This window comes from Catellatospora sp. NPDC049133 (genome assembly GCF_040648455.1).
Lineage (GTDB): Bacteria > Actinomycetota > Actinomycetes > Mycobacteriales > Micromonosporaceae > Catellatospora > Catellatospora aurea.
Genome location: NZ_JBEZDT010000010.1, coordinates 40750 through 58348, shown reverse-complemented (window position 1 = coordinate 58348; position 17599 = coordinate 40750). Strand labels below are relative to the sequence as shown.

The following is a 17599-nucleotide window of genomic DNA, read 5'->3' as shown; positions in this document are numbered from 1 at the left end:
AGGAAGCAGGTATCTCGTGGTTGACATCGGAGCCCCCGCGCCGCAGGGGGTGCGCTCGGCGACCGACGCCTGGTGGCGCGATGCCGCCATCTACCAGGTGTACGTCCGCAGCTTCGCCGACGGCAACGGCGACGGCGTCGGCGACCTGGCCGGTGTCCGGGCGCATCTGCAGTACCTGAGGGACCTGGGCATCGACGCCATCTGGTTCAACCCCTTCTACGTCTCGCCCCAGGCCGACGGCGGGTACGACGTCAGCGACTACCGCAACATCGACCCGATCTTCGGTGACCTGGCCGAGTGCGAGGAGATGATCCGCGAGGCCCACGCGCTGGGCATCCGCGTCATCGTCGACGTGGTCCCCAACCACTGCTCGGACCAGCACCCCTGGTTCCAGGCGGCGCTCGCGGCGGGCCCCGGCTCACCGGAGCGCGAGCTGTTCTGGTTCCGCCCCGGCAAGGGCGAGCACGGCGAGCTGCCGCCGACCGACTGGACCTCGAACTTCGGCGGCGGCACCTGGACCCGGGTCGCCGACGGCGAGTGGTACCTGCACCTGTTCGACGGCGCGCAGCCCGACTGGAACTGGGACCACCCGGCGGTGCGTGAGGAGCACGAGAACGTGCTGCGCTTCTGGTTCGACCTCGGCGCCGACGGCATCCGCATCGACTCGGCCGGTCTGCTGATCAAGGACCCGAACCTGCCCGAGGTCGGCACCACCGAGCGCCACCCGTTCGAGGACCTGGACGAGGTGCACGACGTGTACCGGGCCTGGCGTCGCATCGCCGACGAGTACGGCGGCCGCGCCCTGATCGGCGAGGTGTGGATGCCCGACGTGCAGCGGTTCACCAACTACCTGCGCCCGGACGAGATGCACACCGCGTTCAACATGAACTTCCTGTGCTCGGCCTGGGACGCGACGCTGCTGCGCGACGTCATCGACGACACGCTGCGCTCGCACGCCCCGGTCGACGCCCCGGCGACCTGGGTTCTGTCCAACCACGACGTGACCCGCCACGTCAGCCGGTACGGCCGCGCCGACACCTCGTTCAGCTTCAAGGGGCGCACCCACGACACCCCGGTCGACCTGGAGCTGGGCACCCGCCGCGCCCGTGCGGCGGTCATGCTGGCGCTGGCCCTGCCCGGCTCGGCGTACCTGTACCAGGGCGAGGAGCTGGGCCTGTGGGAGGTCGAGGACATCCCGGCCGAGCTGAAGCAGGACCCGATGTGGCACCGCACCGCGGGCGCCGACCCGGGCCGCGACGGCTGCCGGGTGCCGCTGCCCTGGTCGGGGGCCGAGGCCCCGTTCGGGTTCAGTCCCGACGGCGCGGCGAACAAGCCGTGGCTGCCCCAGCCGGCGGCGTGGAAGGCGTACACCGCCGAGGCGCAGACCGGTGACCCGGGCTCGATGCTGGAGCTGTACCGCCGCTGCCTGAGCCTGCGCCACAGCGAGCCCGCGCTCGGCGACGGCCCGATGTCGTGGCTCGACAGCTCCGCCCAGGTGCTGTCGTTCCGCCGTCCCGCCCCGGACGGCCTCGACCTGGTCTGCGTGGTCAACCTCGCCGACCATGCCGTGGACCTGCCCGCGTACGCGCAGGTGCTCGTCGCCAGCGGCCCGCTCGACGGCGACCGCCTGCCCGCCGACACCGCGGTCTGGATCCGCCCCGCCTGATCGTCACCTGATCCATCCAGCGGGTTCGAAAGGAGCCCGACGCTCAGCATCGCCAAGGCCGCGGCGGCGCGGTCCCCCCACCGCGCCGCCCCCTCCGCTCCGGTCACCCCGTCCCACACCGGAAGGCATCACAGGCAATGAACGAGCACAGCAGCCCTCCCACACCCCTGACGAGCCCGTCCTCGCGCCGGCGCGGACTGGCCGCCGCGGCGGCCGGTGCGATGCTGGCCGGCGTCGCGCTGGTGGCGGTAACCGCCGCCGGCGCCCTGCTCCCCTCGGCGGCGCAGGCCGCCTCGCTGTCGCCGCTGGCCGTGCCCGGCCGGGGCGCGACCGTCGCGTTCACCGAGTTCGAGGCCGAGGAGCAGCCGACCAACGGCACGATCCTGGCGCACACCCGCTACTACGGCCAGCTCGCCTCGGAGGCCTCGGGCCGCCAGGCGGTCACCCTGGACGCGGTGGGCGAGTACGTCGAGTTCACCCTGACCAAGCCCGCCGACTCGATCAACTTCCGGTACAGCCTGCCGGACAACGCCGCGGGCACCGGCCGCGACGCCACCATCGACCTGCGGGTCAACGGGAACTTCCTCAAGAGCGTCCCGGTGACCTCGAAGTACGGCTGGTTCTACGGCGGTTACCCGTTCAACAACAACCCGGGTGACACCAACCCGCACCACTTCTACGACGAGCAGCGCAGCCTGCTCGGCAGCACGTACCCGATCGGCACGAAGATCCGGCTGCAGGTGAACTCGACCGCGCAGTCGCCGACGTTCACCATCGACCTGGCCGACTTCGAGGTCGTCGGCGGCCCGAAGAGCAAGCCCGCCAACGCGATCGACGTGGTGGCCGACTTCGGCGCCGACCCGACCGGCGGCACCGCCGACAACACCGCCAAGTTCCAGGCCGCGGTGGACGCGGGCAAGGCGCAGGGCCGGATCGTCTGGATCCCCGCCGGCACGTACACCGTCTGGGACCACATCGTGGTGGACGGGGTGACCCTGCAGGGCGCTGGCATGTGGCACTCGGTGCTCACCGGCCGCCACCCCACCAATCGCAACCGCGCGGTCGGCGTCTACGGCAAGTACGTCGCCGGCGGCGGCTACGGCGGTGAGATCCGCTCCCACGAGGCGGGCGGCCCGAGCCGCAACGTCACCCTCAAGGACTTCGCCATCATCGGCGACGTCCGCGAGCGGGTCGACGACGACCAGGTCAACGCCATGGGCGGGGCCATGACCAACTCGGTGGTCGACAGCGTGTGGATGCAGCACACGAAGGTCGGCGCCTGGATGGACGGCCCGATGGACAACTTCACGATCAAGAACAGCGTGATCCTGGACCAGACCGCCGACGGCGTGAACTTCCACACCGGCGTCACCAACTCCACCGTCACCAACACGTTCGTGCGCAACACCGGTGACGACGGCCTGGCGATGTGGCCCGAGCGCATTCCGAACGTCAACAACACGTTCTCGTTCAACACGGTCGGCGTGACGATCCTGGCGAACAACATCGTGTCGTACGGCGGTCGGGACATCAAGATCACGGACAACGTGGTCGCGGACACCATCACCAACGGCGGTGGCATCCACATCGGCAACCGCTACCCGGGCGTCAACTCGGGCCAGGGCACGGCCGTGGCGGGCACCTTCACCGTCGCCCGCAACACCCTGATCCGCACCGGAAACTCCGACTACAACTGGAACTTCGGCGTCGGCGCGATCTGGTTCTCCGGCCTCAACGAGCCGATCAACGGAGCGACCATCAACATCACCGACACCGACATCCTGGACAGCTCCTACGCGGCGCTGCACTGGATCGAGGGCGGCGCGACCGGCATCCACTTCAAGAACGTGCGCATCATCGGCGCGGGCACGTACGCGCTGCAGGTGCAGTCGCAGGGCCAGGCCACGTTCGAGAACGTGACCGCGTCCGGCATCGCGCAGAGCAACCCGATCCACAACTGCGTGGGCCCGTCGTTCCAGATCACCCAGGTGGGCACCAACTCCGGCTGGTACGCCAACCCGCCCGCCTGCACCGGCATCTGGCCGACCCCGGTCTGGACCGGCGGCCCGACCACCCCGCCGAGCAACAGCCCGCCGCCGCCCAGCTCGCCTCCGCCGCCCTCGGCGCAGCTGAGCCTGAGCACGTCGAACCTGGTCTTCGGCACGCAGAACGTGGGCACCACCAGCGCCGCGCAGACGGTCACGGTGAGCAACCCGGGTTCGGTCGCGGTCAGCCTGAGCGGCGTCGCCGTCAGCGGTGACTTCGCCCGGACCACGAACTGCGGTTCGTCGCTGGCCCCCGGCGCGAGCTGCACCGCCTCGGTGACGTTCACGCCGACCGCGACCGGCACCCGCAACGGGCAGCTGTCCGTGGGCAGCAACGCGCAGGGCAACCCGCACGTGGTGAACCTGACCGGCTCGGGCTTCAACCCCAACGGCAACCTCGCCGCGGGCCGCCCGACGACGCAGACCAGCCAGACCCAGTCGTACGGGTCGGGCAACGCGGTCGACGGCGACGTGAACACGTACTGGGAGAGCGCCAACAACGCCTTCCCGCAGTCGATCACCGTGGACCTGGGCACGAGCGCGACCGTCAACCAGGTGGTGCTGAAGCTGCCGCCGTCGTGGGGCACCCGCACGGAGACCCTGCAGGTGCTGGGCTCGACGGACGGCTCGACCTTCAGCAGCCTGGCGGCTTCGGCCGGCTACACGTTCAACCCGGCCACCGGCAACAGCGCGACGATCAACTTCACCGCCGGTTCGCGCCGCTACGTCCGGGTGACGGTCACCGGCAACACCGGCTGGCCGGCCGCGCAGTTCAGCGAGTTCGAGGTGTACGGCAACGGCACCCCGCCCCCGCAGACCCCGGCCATCGGCCTGTCCGCCGCCAGCCTGTCGTTCGCGAACCAGACCGTCGGCAGCACCAGCGGCGCGCAGTCGGTGACGGTGACCAACACCGGCACGGCGTCGGCGACGCTCGGCTCGGTGACCGTGACCGGCGACTACGCCCGGACCACCACCTGCGGTTCCTCGCTGGCGGCGGGCGCGTCCTGCACGATCTCGGTGACGTTCACGCCGGCCGCGTCCGGGGCCCGCTCCGGCACGGTCAGCTTCACCAGCAACGCCACCGGCAGCCCGCACACGGTCAACCTGTCCGGCAACGGCGTCGTCGCCAACACCAACCTGGCGCTGAACCGCCCGGTGACCGAGAGCGGCCACGCCGACGTGTACGGCGCGGGCAACGCGGTCGACGGCAACGCCAACTCGTACTGGGAGTCGCTGAACAACGCCTGGCCGCAGACCATCACGGTGGACCTCGGCGCGACGACCTCGGTCTCCCGCGTGGTGCTCAAGCTCCCGCCCGCGGCGGCCTGGGCCACCCGCACCCAGACCCTGTCGGTCCTCGGCAGCACCAACGGCTCCTCCTACAGCACCGTGGTGGGCTCGGCCGGCTACGTCTTCAACCCGTCCTCGGCCAACACCGTCACCATCACCTTCCCGGCGACCAGCCAGCGCTACCTGCGCCTGAGCTTCACCGGCAACACGGGCTGGCCGGCCGGCCAGCTCTCGGAATACGAGGTCTACGCCTCGTAACCACCCCGAACCCCGGTGGAGAGGGTGAGCGGCCCTCTCCACCGGTTTGATGAAAGGAAGGGCACCTTCACATCGCTCCGCGATGTAGAAGGTGCCCTTCTTGACGCCGCCAGGACAGTCGCCCCAGGCCGTTGCGTGATCCGGTTTACCGGTTCGCCCGGCAACCGTCACGCGGCCGACCGGTTACAGTGACCGGCGTGACGCGCAGACTCGCCGAAGTGGCGAAGTACGTGGGGGTGAGCGAGGCGACGGTGAGCCGCGTGCTCAACGGCAAGCCCGGCATCTCCGAAGCGACCCGCACCGCGGTGCTGACCGCCCTGGACGTGCTCGGCTACGAGCGACCCACCAAGCTGCGCGGGGAACGCGCCCGCCTGGTCGGTCTGGTGCTGCCCGAACTCCAGAACCCGATCTTCCCGGCGTTCGCCGAGATCGTGGCCGGGGCGCTGGCGCAGCGGGGCTTCACCCCGGTGCTGTGCACCCGCACCGAGGAGGGCGTGGCCGAGTCGGCGTACGTCGACATCATGATGGAGCAGCAGGTCTCCGGCGTGATCTTCGCGGGCGGCCTGTACGCCCAGGCCGACGCCGAGCACGAGCACTACCACCGGCTGCGCCAGCGCGGCCTGCCCGTGGTGCTGGTCAACGCCGCGATAGACGGGCTCGGCTTCCCGGTCGTGGCCGCCGACGACGCCGTCGCGGTGGACCAGGCGTACGGCCACCTGTCCTCGCTCGGCCACACGAAGATCGGGCTGCTGCTCGGGCCGGTCGACCACGTGCCGTCGGCGCGCAAACTCGCCGCGTTCCGCAAGCGCACCGGGCAGAAGAACCCGCCGGTCGCGCGCACCATCTACTCCATGGAGGCGGCGCAGGCCGCGGCGGTACGCCTGATCAAGGAGGGCGTGACCGGGCTGGTCTGCGCCTCCGACGTGTTCGCGCTGGGCGCGGTGCGCGCGGTGCGCCGGATGGGGCTGCGCGTTCCCGAGGACATCAGCGTGGTCGGATACGACGACTCGCTCTTCATGGCGTGCACGGACCCGCCGCTGACCACGGTGCGCCAGCCCATCGGCGCGATGGGCACGGCCGCGGTGGCCATGCTGGTGTCGCAGGTGGACGGCGGCGAGGTCGCCCCGGACGAGTACCTGTTCGACCCCGAGCTGGTCGTACGCGGCTCGACCGCGGTGGTCGCGGCTTCCGCCTGACCAGCTCCGCGGAGCCCCGCAGGTCCCCCTGCCTCGCGGCACGTCGCGGGCGTGCGGGTGCCCCATGATCGTCCGACTTGCCTGGCACTTGTGCGTATCTTGAAGCGCTGTTCGCCGGGTTGCCCGGCAAGTCGAACGATCGTGGTGTGGTCCGCGCCCGTGCCGACTCAGCCGCGGCGCATGGGCACGTGCGGGATGCCGTCCTCCAGGAACTCGGGGCCGCTGGCGGCGAAGCCGTACTTGGCGTAGAACTTCGCCAGGTGCGACTGCGCGTCCAGGACCGCGGGACGGTCGCCGACCGCGGCCAGCGCGGCTGTGAGCAACTGCCCGGCCAGGCCGTCGCCGCGTGCCTCAGGGGCGGTCACCACGCGGCCGATGCGGCACACCGGGCCGCCCGGCTCGGCGTCTTCGAGCATGCGCAGGTAGGCCACCGGCTTGCGGTCCACCTCGTACCAGAGGTGCCGAGTGCCGGGCTCGCCGTCGCGGCCGTCCAGCTCCGGGTAGGGGCAGGACTGCTCCACGACGAACACGTCCACCCGCAGCTTCAGCAGGGCGTAGAGGGTCGCGGCGTCCAGGTCCTGGAAGCTCGCGGTACGGAAGATCATTGGCTCTGCCGAGATCACCTCTGGATCGTAGTCGGTGAGACGGCTCACGCTCACTTCCGCTCTCGTCGCATCGTGAGCGAGTATTTAGACCGACTGGTCAGTTCAAATACTTTGGGGGCGGCGTGGAGCCGGCACTGCTGCGGGCCGAAGGGCTCGGACTGCGTACCCGCCGGGGGTGGGTCTTCCGGGATCTCGGCTTGGCGGTCCACCCCGGTGAGCTGGTCACGCTGACCGGCCCCGCGGGCGGCGGGCGGACCAGCGCGCTGCTCGCGCTCGGCGGCCGGTTCCGCACCACGCACGGGGTGCTGACCCCTGGGCGTACGGCGTTCGGCCTGGTCCCCGGCGTCAACGAGCCCGAACCCGCGCTCACCGTCGCCGAGCACGTCGGCGAACGGCTGCGCCTGCTCGGCCGGGTCCGGCCCTGGCACCGCCGCAGCCGGCACGCGCTGCTGGCCGCCGAGCCCGGCGACCTGGTCCGCGACCTGCCCCCGCTCGACCGGCACCGCCTGATGATCAAGCTCGCCCTGCTGGAGGACCCCGACGTGCTGCTCATCGACGACATCGACGTGGGCCTGACCCCGTCCGAGACGCAGACCCTGCTCAGCGAGCTGGACGCCACCGGCCGCGCGGTCGTCGCCGTCTGCCGCGACACCGCCGCCGTAAGCGCTTCCGTCCCGCAGGGGGCCCGGACCGGCAGTGCCGTGCCGCTGCCCGCCCTGATCGTCGGCGGCGCCCCCGGCGACGGCGGCCCGCACCGCGACGACGCTTCGCACGGCACTCTGACCAGCACCTCTGCGCCGCGGTTGTGGGGAAGGGCACCTTCTACATCGCACAGCGATGTGAAGGTGCCCTTCCTTTCGCAGGTGGGGGTGGGGCGGTGAGTCTGGGCAGGTTGGAGTTGCGGCGGTTCCGGCGGCATCGGATGACGCGGGCCGCGCTGGTCGTGTTGACGCTGGTGCCGCTGCTGTACGGGGCGCTGTACCTGTGGGCGTTCTGGGATCCGTACGGCAACATGCACCGGATCCCGGTGGCGCTGGTGGTGGAGGACCGGACCACGAGCGACCCGGACGGCGGGCAGGTGCACGCCGGGCGGGATCTCGCCGAGGAGCTGGAGCAGCGGCAGGTCTTCGGCTGGCAGCGGGTGGACGCGGCGCGGGCCGCCGACGGCCTGCGCGACGGGACCTACCAGCTGATGCTGCGCATCCCGGCGGACTTCTCGGCGGCGCTGGTCACCGGGCCCGATCCGGCGGCGACGGCGCGGGCCGGGCAGCTCACCGTGGTCAGCGACGACGGGGTCAACTACATCTCCGGGATGCTGGCCCGCAGCGCGTTCACCGAGATCCGGGCCGCCGCGGCCGAGTCGGCGGCGGCGAAGTACTTCGACGGCATGCTGATCGGCTTCGGTGACGTGAAGTCGGCGCTCGGCGACGCCGCCGACGGCGCGGACGAGCTGGCCGGTGGAGCGACCGACGCCAGCGCCGGTGCGAACGCCCTGGCCGACGGCGCGGACAGCGCCCAGACCGGGGCGGGCACGCTCGCCGCCGGGCTGGCGCAGGCCGAGTCCGGCTCCCGCGAGCTGGCCGGGGGCCTGGCCACCCTGGAGGCGGGCTCGGCACAGCTCGCCGACGGGGCGGCACGCGCCGCCGCGGGTGGGGCACGGCTCGCATCCACCGTGGACGGGGTCGCCGACCGGGTCGAACCGGTGCTGCGCGAGCACGCGGACACCATCGAGCAGGGCGCGAACGCCGTCGCGGCGGCGGCCGACGCGCTCGCGGCACACCTGGACGCGCTGCCGGAACTCGCCGACCAGGCGGTACGGCGTACCGCGGAGGTCGTCACGGCGCTGGACGCGCTCGCCCAGGCGCACCCGGAACTCGCCGGCGACCCGGCGTTCACCGCCGCCCGGCGGGCCGCGACGGCCGCGGCCGACACCGCGCGGGACCTGGCGCACCGGCTCGACAGCGCCGGACTGCCGCAGGTCAAGGCACAACTGACCGAGGTAGCGAAGGCCGCCCGTGCCGTGGCGCGGGCCGCCCCGCACCTGGCCGACGACGTCGCCGCGGCCCGGCGCAGCGTCGACGAGCTGGCCACGGGCCTGGCCGCGCTGTCCACCGGCGCGGACCGGCTGCACGGCGGCATCGCCGACGCGGCCGGCGGCGCGAAGTCGCTGCACGGCGGCCTGTACCGGCTGTCCACCGGGGCGCGGCAGCTCGACGGGGGATTGGTCCGGCTCTCCGGTGGCGCGGGCGAGCTGGCCGACGGACTCGCCCGGCTCGACGACGGGGCCCGCAAGCTCGCCGACGGGCTGGCCGACGGGGCGGCGCAGGTGCCCGGCTACGACGCGGACACCCGCGCGCAGCGGGCCGGGGTGCTGGCCGCGCCGGTGACCCTGGAACGCGACGTGTGGCACGCGGCGGCCGCCTACGGGGCCGGGTTCGCGCCGTACTTCGTGGCGCTGGCGCTGTGGGTGGGCGCGATGCTGACGTACATGCTGCTGCGGCCGGTCACCCGGCGGCATCTGATGACCGGCGCGCCGGCCTGGCGGGTCGCGCTGGCCGGCTGGCGGCCCGCGGTCGCGATCGGCTTCGCCCAGACCACCGTGCTGTACGCCGTGCTGCTCCTCGCGCTGGGCCTGGACCCCGCGCACCCCTGGGGCATGTACGGCTACCTGCTGGCCACCATGCTCGCCTTCACCGCCGTGCTGCAGCTGCTCGGCGCGGCCCTGGGCTCGGCCGGCCGCCTGGTCGCCCTGATCCTGCTGATGCTCCAGCTCACCGGCTCCGGCGGCACCTATCCCGTGGCCACCAGCCCCGGCTTCTTCCAGGCGATCCACCCGTACCTGCCGATGACCTACGTCGTCGACGGCCTGCGCCGCCTCATCCTCGGCGGCTCCACCGCCACCGTCGTCACCGGCGTCGCCGTCCTGCTCGGCGTCGCCGCGCTCGCCCTGACCCTCACCACCCTGACCGCCTTCCGCGCCCGCCGCCTCACCCCCGACAAACTCCACCCCGCTCTCACCATGTGACCTCCCTGGGACGACCATGATGGGACTGCGGGCCGGGATGACGAGGAGGCACGGCGTGGACGGGCGGAGTGCGCGGCGGGACGCGACTCGGCAGAAGCTGTTCGAGGCGACGATGGCGCTGATCGCGGAGCAGGGGTTCTCCGATACGACGGTGGACCAGATCGCGGAGCGGGCCGGGGTGGCCAAGGGCACCGTCTACTACAACTTCGCCTCCAAGAGTGTGCTCTTCGAGGAGCTGCTGCGGTACGGGGTGGGCCTGCTGACGGCCGACTTCACCGCGGCCGTCGCGGGGCTGCCGCCGGTCGACGCGATGGCCGCCCTGGTCCGCGCCGAGCTGGCCTTCATCCAGCGCTACCGGTCGTTCGCGCAGCTGCTGCTGTCGGAGATGTGGCGCACCCAGCGGGACTGGCAGCAGACCCTGCGCCTGCTGCGCGAGGAGGCGATCACCGTCATCGCCGAGACGGTGCAGGCGGGCGTGGACAGCGGCGACTTCGCCGCGGACCTCGACGTGCGCCTGTCCGCCTCGGCGCTGTTCGGCGTGTGCCTGGTGGTGGCGCTGGACTGGCTGGTGTTCAACCCGGAGCAGCCGATCGAGCAGGTCGAATCGGCGGTGCTGGCCATCGTGCGCAGCCGCGCCGCCGTCAACGCCCAGCCCTGACCAGGTTCAGCGGGCGGCCCACGGCGGGCGGGCGCCGTTCACGGTCAGCCTGATCACGTACACCGAGGTCGTCGCGGTCATGAAGAGCAGGTTGCGTTTCGGGCCGCCGAAGACCAGGTTGGACACGATCTCGGGGAGCAGGATGCGGCCGAGCCGGGTGCCGTCGGGGTGGTAGCAGTGCACCCCGTCGTGGGCCGCGGCCCAGATCATGCCCCGGTCGTCCACGCGCAGCCCGTCGAACGAACCCGCGTCGCAGTCGGCCAGCACCTCGCCGCCGCTCAGGCCGCCCTCGGCGGTGACGTCGAAGACCCGGATGTGCTTGCGGCGCGTGTCGGCCAGGTAGAGCCGCCGCTCGTCGGGGGAGAAGGCGAGCCCGTTGGGCCGCTCGGCGTCCAGCACCACCGCCTGCGCCTGCCCGCCGGGCACGACGCGGTACACGTGGCACGCGCCGATCTCGCTGTCGCCCCGGTTGCCCTCGTAGTCGCTGGTGATGCCGTACGGCGGGTCGGTGAACCAGACCGAGCCGTCCGAGTGGACCACCACGTCGTTGGGGCTGTTGAGGCGCTTGCCCTGCCAGTTGTCGGTGAGCACGGTGACGGTGCCGTCGTGCTCGGTGCGGGTGACCCGCCGGTTGCCCTGCTCGCAGCTGATCAGCCGGCCCTGCCCGTCGAGGGTGTGCCCGTTGGTGTGCCCGGCGGGCTGCCGGAAGACGCCGACCGTGCCGGTGGTCTCGTCCCAGCGCAGGATGCGGTCGTTGGGGATGTCGCTGCACAGCAGGTAGCGCCCGGCCGGGTGGTAGACCGGGCCTTCCAGCCAGCGCGCGCCGGTGAACAGCCGCTGCACCCGCTCGTCACCGTTGCACTCGAAGCGCGGGTCGAGGGTCACGAGCTGGGCGGGGATGGTGTCGGTGGCGAGCAGAGCACTCACGATGTGCCTCCCATGCTGAACATCATTCGGCAAACAGCTAACATTGCCTGACAAGGTTCTGTCAAAGGCTGTCGGGAGTTGACATGGATGAGATCGACCGGGCGCTGATCACGCTGCTGCAGGCTGACGCGACGCAGCCGTACGCGGCCCTGGGTCAGGCGGTGGGCCTGTCCGGCGCGGCAGCCCACGACCGGGTCCGCAAGCTGCGGGAACGGGGCGTGATCCGGCGCAGCACGGTCGAGGTCGACCCGCACGCGGCCGGGCGCGGCGTGCTGGCGTTCGTGCTGATCGACGCGAACGCCTGGATGGGCGACGCGGACACCGCCGAGGCCCTGCGCGCGATCCCGCAGATCCAGGAGGCGCACATCACCGCGGGCGCCGCGTCGGTGCTCACGAAGATCCGGACTTCGACGACCGAGGAGCTGCAGGCGGTGCTCAAGCAGATCTTCGCGGTGCCGGGGGTGACCGGCACGCAGACCATCGTGTCGCTGGAGACGTTCTTCGAGCGCCCGGTCTCGGTGCGGCCGTAACGCCGCAGGCTGGCATACTCGCCGGTTATGAGGTTGTCGCGCGGCTGGTCGCTGTTCCTGATCGGGGTCGGCGTGTGGACCTGGCTGATCTGGCCGCGGTTCGCCCTCGCGATCTGGGACGACCCGCGGGCCTGGTCGACCGGCGTGTCCGGCGACGGCTCGCCGACGAGCTTCCTCTGGGTGCACGCCCTGCTGATCGGGGCGTCACTGGCCATCGGCACCACCGTCGCCGTGCTCGGGATCAAGGGAATGCGCGGCGCGGGCCGCACCGACTGACCGACCCCACCCCGCCGGGGTGCCCAGTGCGGGGACCGACCTCACCATGATCGCTCGACTTGCCGGGCACATGGGCGAAAGTACGTTCAAGATACGCACGGGTGCCAGGCAAGTCGGACGATCATGAGCGCGGCGGTGTGCCGGGCACGGTCAGCCGGGCAGGTGGCAGACCGCCTCCACGTTGTTGCCGTCGCGGTCGCGCACGAACGCGCCGAAGTAGTTCTCGTGGTACTCGGGCCACACCCGCGGCTCGTGCAGCACCTCCGCCCCGGTCCCGACGGCCGCCGCGAAGAACGCGGTGACCGCCGCGCGGTCGGCGGCGACGAAGGCGATGTGCGCCTCGCGCGCCGCGCCGTCGGTCGTCACCGGGCCGAGCCAGAACACCGGCCGGTCGACGCCGTAGCCGATGACGTCGCCGAACTCCAGGACGCGCCGCCCGCCGAGCGGCTCCAGCACGGTGTCGTAGAAGTGCGCGGCCGCCTCGACGTCGGCGACCTGGATCGACAGGTGATCGAGCATGCCTGCCAATCTAGCGGCGTACGCCGACCGGCGGGCTCAGGCGGACGGAGCCGCCGTCACCCGATCCGGTCCAGGAACGCGGCGATCAGCGGAGCCATCTCGGGCAGGCACTCCTCCAGCGCGAAGTGCCCGGTCGGGAACAGGTGCAGCTCCGCCTCGGGCAGGTCGCGCAGGTAGGCTTCTGCGCCCGGGACGGTGAAGAACGCGTCGCCGGCGCCCCACAGGACCAGTGCCGGCGGCCGGTGTTCGCGCAGCCAGCGCTGCCAGTCCGGGTACAGCGCGACGTTGGTGTGGTAGTCGAGCAGCAGGTCGATCTGGGCGTCGCGGCGGCCGGGCAGGTCCAGGTAGTGCTGGTCGAGCGTCCAGCCGTCGGGGGCGATCAGCTCGGCGTCGCTCGTGCCGCCCTCGTACTGGCCCCGGGTCACCGGGAGTACCAGGATCTCGGCGACCGCCTCCCGTGCGCCGGGCGCGCCGGGCCGGTGTGCGACCAGGCCCCGGGCCAGGTCGGACAGGCCTTCGTCGTACGCGTTGGCGTTCTGCACGATCAGGCCCGCGATCCACTCCGGACGCCGCGCGGCCACGCGCATGCCGACGGGCCCGCCGTAGTCGAAGACGTACATCGTGAACCGGTGCGGGCCGAGCCGCTCCACGAAGCCTTCGACCACGTCGGCCAGCCGCTCGAAGGTGTACACGAAGCCCGCCGGGGCCTCGGTCTGCCCGAATCCCGGCAGGTCCGGCGCGACGACGTGGAAGCGCCCGCCGAGCGCGTCGATCAGCCGCCGGAACTGCGCTGACGAACTGGGAAACCCGTGCAGGAGCAGCAGTGTCGGCGCGCCGGGGTCGCCGGCCTCGCGGTAGAACACGCGTACGCCGCCGACGTCGGCGAACCGGTGCCTGACTTCGGGAATGTCCACCACGTGCCTCCGTGCGCCGGCGATCGCCTTTCCCGGCCTCATCATCCGTCGCGCCCCGGTGTGCCGGCCGCGAAACGGCGACCTTGGCGCCGGGAGCGGCGTCCGGTAGACGAAGATTGCCGTTTCCGGCCGGAACCTGCGGCGTCACCCGAGGTTCCGGCCGGAAACGGCGATCTTGGCAGTGTGGCCGGGGTCAGGCGGCGGCGCGGCGGGCGGTGACGGCCTGGGCCAGGGTGGCCAGGGCCTGCTCGGTGGTCTCCCAGCTCATGCAGGCGTCCGTCACGCTCTGGCCGTAGGTCAGCGGCTGGCCGGAGTCGAGGTCCTGGCGGCCCGCGACGATGAAGCTCTCCAGCATCACGCCCGCGATACCGGCCTGGCCGCCCGCGATCTGCGCCGCGATCTCGTCGGAGACGACAGCCTGGCGCTCGTGGCTCTTTCCGCTGTTGCCATGGCTCGCGTCGATGACCAGGCGGTGCTTCATCCCGGCCTTCTCGGTCATGGCCAGCGTCGCGGCCACCGACTCGGGGCCGTAGTTCGGGCCGCTGCGGCCGCCGCGCAGGATCACGTGGCAGTCCTCGTTGCCGGTGGTGGTGACGATCGCTGCCCGGCCGTCGTGGTCCACGCCGAAGAAGACGTGGCTGTTGCGGCCGACCTCGCAGGCGTCGATCGCGCCCTGCACGCCGCCGTCGGTGGTGTTCTTGAAGCCGACCGGCATGGACAGGCCCGACGCGAGCTGGCGGTGCACCTGGCTCTCGATGGTCCGGGCCCCGATCGCGCCCCAGGTCACCGCGTCGGCGATGTACTGCGGGCTGGTCGGGTCGAGGAACTCGCAGCCCACCGGCACGCCCAGGTCGAGGATGTCGAGCAGCAGCGCCCGCGCGGTGCGCAGCCCGCGGTGCACGTCGTACGTCCCGTCCAGCCCCGGGTCGTTGATCAGGCCCTTCCAGCCGATCGTGGTGCGCGGCTTCTCGAAGTAGACCCGCATCACCACGCACAGCTCGCGGGAGTGCTTCTTCGCCGCCTCGGCCAGCCGGCGGGCGTAGTCCATGGCCGCCTCGGTGTCGTGCACCGAACACGGGCCGACCACCACCAGCAGCCTGTCGTCGCGGCCGGTGAGCACCTCCCGCACCTCCTGGCGGGACCGTTCCACCAGCGCCGCGCGATGATCACCGAGCGGCAGCTGCGTGAGCAGCTCGCGCGGTGGCTGCAGCGGCTCGAAGGACAGGACGTGGACGTCGTTGGTCTGGGTCATCGGAGCGTCTCCCGGTTCCGTGGGGGGACGGGCCCCGCACCTCGGAAAGTCCCAGGCCAGCCCGTCCATGACATGGCAAAGGGCGAAGACGAGACGTCTTCGCCCTGCTGGCTCTGGGTGGAATCGCGGTCAGCGCAATGAACCGCCGGCTCCACCCAGAGCCAGCGTAAAGCGCCAATACATGCGAACCACGGCGACAGCCTACCCCATGTGACGGCATCGATCCAGACCGCTGTTCCCGGGAACCGGACACCGGGGCGGAAACCGCCGGGCGGATCGGGCAGGCTGAGCGTGGCTGTGGTGATGGACTCATGGCAGCCGTCGCGTCGATACGTTTACTGTGGGCGCTCGGAAGCGACACGACGAGGGAGGCGGCCAGGTGCCCGCAGCGCAAGACCTGCCCGCCGAACCCATGCACGCCACCCGCACGCTGTCCGACAACGTCTACCGGTGGCTGCGCGACCAGATCGTGCTCGGCAAGATCGGCCCCAACGAGCCGCTGGTCGAAGCCGTGATCGCGGAGAAGCTCCAGGTCAGCCGTACGCCCATCCGGGAGAGCCTGCAGCGCCTGGCCGCCGACGGGCTGATCGTCTCGCACCGCCGCCGCTGGATCGTGCGCCAGCACGGCCGCGACGAGATCGTGGCCATCTACGAGGTGCGCATGGCGCTGGAGTCGTTCGCGGCCCGCTTCGCCTGCCAGCGCGCCGGCGACGCGGAGCTGGCCGCCATCGCGGCACACTGCGACACCTGGTCCGCCGACGGCCCGGCCGACGAGTTCGTGCTCTTCAACGACCGCTTCCACCACCTGATCGTCGAGGCCGCGCACAACCCCCGGCTCGCCCGCGTCATCGAGCAGAACCACCTGTACTACTTCAACGAGCAGATCGCCGGGCACTACCGCCCCGACGAGATCGTCGCCTCCCAGTCCGAGCACCAGGAACTGGTCGAGGCGCTGCGCGAACGCGACGCCGACCGGGCGGCCGAGCTGTCCCGCCGCCACGCCGAGGAAGCCCTCGCCCTGATCCTGGCCCGCCTGTTCTGATCCGCGGCTGCCGGGCGCGGCGCCGTGCCCGGCGATAGTCTGCGAGGGTGCCCTACACCGGAGACGTGAGCCGCGGCGCGGCCGCCGACGTACGCGAACTCGACGACCTCGTCATCAGCAAGGTGTCCGTCGGACCGCACGACAACAACGCCTACCTGCTGCGCTGCCGGGCCACCGGCGAGCAGCTGCTGATCGACGCCGCCAACGACGCGGACACCCTGCTGGCCCTGGCCGGTGACGCGGGCCTGGCCACCGTGGTCACCACGCACCGCCACGGCGACCACTGGCAGGCGCTCGCCGAGGTCGTGGCGGCCACCGGCGCGACGCCGATCGCGCACCCGGACGACGCCGACGAGCTGCCCGTCAAGGCGCGGACCGTCGCGGAAGGACAGACCGTGCGTGTCGGGCAGGCCGAGCTGGAGGTCATCCACCTCGTCGGGCACACCCCGGGGTCGATCGCGCTGCTCTACCGCGACCCGCACGGGCACCCGCACCTGTTCACCGGCGACTCGCTGTTCCCGGGCGGGGTCGGCAACACCTGGGGAGACCCGCAGGCGTTCGCCTCGCTGCTGCACGACGTCGAGACGAAGCTGTTCGACCGCCTGCCGGACGACACCTGGTTCTACCCCGGCCACGGCAAGGACGGCACCCTCGGCCGCGAGCGCCCCTCCCTGCCGGAATGGCGAACCCGCGGCTGGTGACCGCCGGGTGATGTGATCCAGGCGATGCCGGAGCGCCCCCACCGCGGTCGCGAAAGGTGGCAGGCTGTCGCAGTTCGCGTACTGATCAGGAGTGCGACACATGCGGCGTCTTCTCGTCTCGGCCGTGCTCGGTGCGGCCCTGCTTGCCACCACCGCCTGCGGCGGCAACCCGACCAGGCCCGGAGCGATGCCCTCCCCGGGTGCGGTCGTCGGTTCGGGGTCGCCCGCCCCGGGCGCGGCCGTGCCGTCGACGACCACGGGGTCGAGCGCAGCCCCGGGCGGGCCGAAGAGCCCGGTCCCGGGCGCGGCCGCCGGACTCTCCGCGGCCGACCAGGCGATCTGCGCCGGTCGCCGGGAGGTCTACCAGCGGGTCGTCACGTTGACGCAGCGCTACGTCGGGCTCGTCGAGGGCCGGATCGCGGGCGGCGACCCGGCCAAGCGCCAGGTTCTCGCGGACCTGCAGAAGGCGCTCGCGGACTACCGAGACCACCTGGCCCGGCGGGTGGCGAGCGCGGTGGACCAGCGGCTGGCCGGGGCGATGCGCGCCGACGTGAGCTATGTCAGCAAGCGGCTCACCGACCTCAGAGCGGCCGGGCCCGACTACGACGGCAAGGTGTTCACCGTGGTGGACGCGATCGTCAAGGGCACGAGCAAGGACCAGCGCGTACCCGCCGTGTGCGCGGGCTGATCGCGGC

The 17599-nt window shown here is 72.0% G+C and carries 16 protein-coding genes; 11 read left to right on the top strand and 5 right to left on the bottom strand.

The window, feature by feature from the left end:
• Window positions 1–16: 16 nt before the first annotated feature.
• From AB0B35_RS13415 to AB0B35_RS13405, 3 genes are all read left to right on the top strand, one after another.
• Entirely contained in the window at window positions 17–1666 is a 1650-nt protein-coding gene (locus AB0B35_RS13415) for a glycoside hydrolase family 13 protein (protein WP_361044600.1), read from the top strand.
• 221 nt (window positions 1667–1887) lie between these two features.
• The gene (locus tag AB0B35_RS13410) at window positions 1888–5259 is read left to right on the top strand and encodes a discoidin domain-containing protein (RefSeq protein ID WP_361044944.1); all 3372 of its coding nucleotides are present in this window, start codon (window positions 1888–1890) and stop codon (window positions 5257–5259) included.
• A gap of 197 nt (window positions 5260–5456) precedes the next feature.
• The gene (locus AB0B35_RS13405) at window positions 5457–6455 is read left to right on the top strand and encodes a LacI family DNA-binding transcriptional regulator (protein ID WP_191837633.1); all 999 of its coding nucleotides are present in this window, start codon (window positions 5457–5459) and stop codon (window positions 6453–6455) included.
• A gap of 167 nt (window positions 6456–6622) precedes the next feature.
• Here AB0B35_RS13405 and AB0B35_RS13400 read toward each other — a convergent pair whose 3' ends face one another.
• Entirely contained in the window at window positions 6623–7060 is a 438-nt protein-coding gene (locus AB0B35_RS13400; RefSeq protein ID WP_360530203.1) for a GNAT family N-acetyltransferase, read from the bottom strand.
• Window positions 7061–7182: 122 nt separating this feature from the next.
• Between AB0B35_RS13400 and AB0B35_RS13395 the strand changes: the two genes are divergently transcribed.
• Genes AB0B35_RS13395 through AB0B35_RS13385 form a run of 3 tightly spaced genes read left to right on the top strand, consistent with a single transcriptional unit; the run spans window position 7183 to window position 10743 of the window.
• Window positions 7183–7941, top strand: coding sequence for an ABC transporter ATP-binding protein (locus AB0B35_RS13395; RefSeq protein ID WP_361044598.1), 759 nt, complete (start codon window positions 7183–7185; stop codon window positions 7939–7941).
• Entirely contained in the window at window positions 7938–10085 is a 2148-nt protein-coding gene (locus tag AB0B35_RS13390) for a YhgE/Pip domain-containing protein (RefSeq protein ID WP_361044595.1), read from the top strand. Before AB0B35_RS13395 ends, AB0B35_RS13390 begins: the two co-directional genes overlap by 4 nt.
• Window positions 10086–10140: 55 nt before the next feature.
• Window positions 10141–10743, top strand: a complete 603-nt coding sequence (locus AB0B35_RS13385; RefSeq protein ID WP_361044593.1) for a TetR/AcrR family transcriptional regulator — start codon at window positions 10141–10143, stop codon at window positions 10741–10743.
• 6 nt (window positions 10744–10749) lie between these two features.
• Here the strand turns inward: AB0B35_RS13385 and AB0B35_RS13380 are convergent, their stop codons facing one another.
• Window positions 10750–11661: an SMP-30/gluconolactonase/LRE family protein gene (locus tag AB0B35_RS13380; RefSeq protein ID WP_361044941.1), complete on the bottom strand. Its 912-nt coding sequence runs from the start codon at window positions 11659–11661 to the stop codon at window positions 10750–10752.
• A 92-nt stretch (window positions 11662–11753) separates the two neighbouring features.
• On the opposite strand from AB0B35_RS13380, the gene AB0B35_RS13375 reads away from it, so the two are divergent.
• Together AB0B35_RS13375 and AB0B35_RS13370 are read left to right on the top strand one after the other, a co-directional pair.
• Window positions 11754–12200, top strand: coding sequence for an Lrp/AsnC family transcriptional regulator (locus AB0B35_RS13375; RefSeq protein ID WP_361044590.1), 447 nt, complete (start codon window positions 11754–11756; stop codon window positions 12198–12200).
• 27 nt (window positions 12201–12227) lie between these two features.
• Window positions 12228–12476 carry a hypothetical protein gene (locus AB0B35_RS13370; RefSeq protein WP_361044587.1) on the top strand — a complete coding sequence of 83 codons (249 nt, stop codon included), beginning with the start codon at window positions 12228–12230 and terminating at the stop codon, window positions 12474–12476.
• Window positions 12477–12626: 150 nt separating this feature from the next.
• Here AB0B35_RS13370 and AB0B35_RS13365 read toward each other — a convergent pair whose 3' ends face one another.
• From AB0B35_RS13365 to AB0B35_RS13355, 3 genes are all read right to left on the bottom strand, one after another.
• Window positions 12627–12995, bottom strand: coding sequence for a VOC family protein (locus tag AB0B35_RS13365; protein ID WP_361044585.1), 369 nt, complete (start codon window positions 12993–12995; stop codon window positions 12627–12629).
• Window positions 12996–13051: 56 nt separating this feature from the next.
• Window positions 13052–13909, bottom strand: a complete 858-nt coding sequence (locus AB0B35_RS13360) for an alpha/beta hydrolase (protein ID WP_361044583.1) — start codon at window positions 13907–13909, stop codon at window positions 13052–13054.
• 193 nt (window positions 13910–14102) lie between these two features.
• Window positions 14103–15161 (bottom strand): 3-deoxy-7-phosphoheptulonate synthase, encoded by a 1059-nt coding sequence (locus AB0B35_RS13355; RefSeq protein WP_361044580.1) that lies wholly within the window; start codon window positions 15159–15161, stop codon window positions 14103–14105.
• 379 nt (window positions 15162–15540) lie between these two features.
• Here AB0B35_RS13355 and AB0B35_RS13350 point away from each other — a divergent pair, with 379 nt between their 5' ends.
• The 3 genes from AB0B35_RS13350 (at window position 15541) to AB0B35_RS13340 (ending at window position 17592) form a co-directional block, all read left to right on the top strand.
• Entirely contained in the window at window positions 15541–16203 is a 663-nt protein-coding gene (locus AB0B35_RS13350; RefSeq protein ID WP_361044578.1) for a GntR family transcriptional regulator, read from the top strand.
• Between the two features lie 47 nt (window positions 16204–16250).
• Window positions 16251–16904, top strand: a complete 654-nt coding sequence (locus AB0B35_RS13345) for an MBL fold metallo-hydrolase (protein WP_361044576.1) — start codon at window positions 16251–16253, stop codon at window positions 16902–16904.
• Between the two features lie 100 nt (window positions 16905–17004).
• The gene (locus tag AB0B35_RS13340) at window positions 17005–17592 is read left to right on the top strand and encodes a hypothetical protein (protein WP_361044573.1); all 588 of its coding nucleotides are present in this window, start codon (window positions 17005–17007) and stop codon (window positions 17590–17592) included.
• The last annotated feature ends 7 nt before the right edge of the window (window positions 17593–17599 follow it).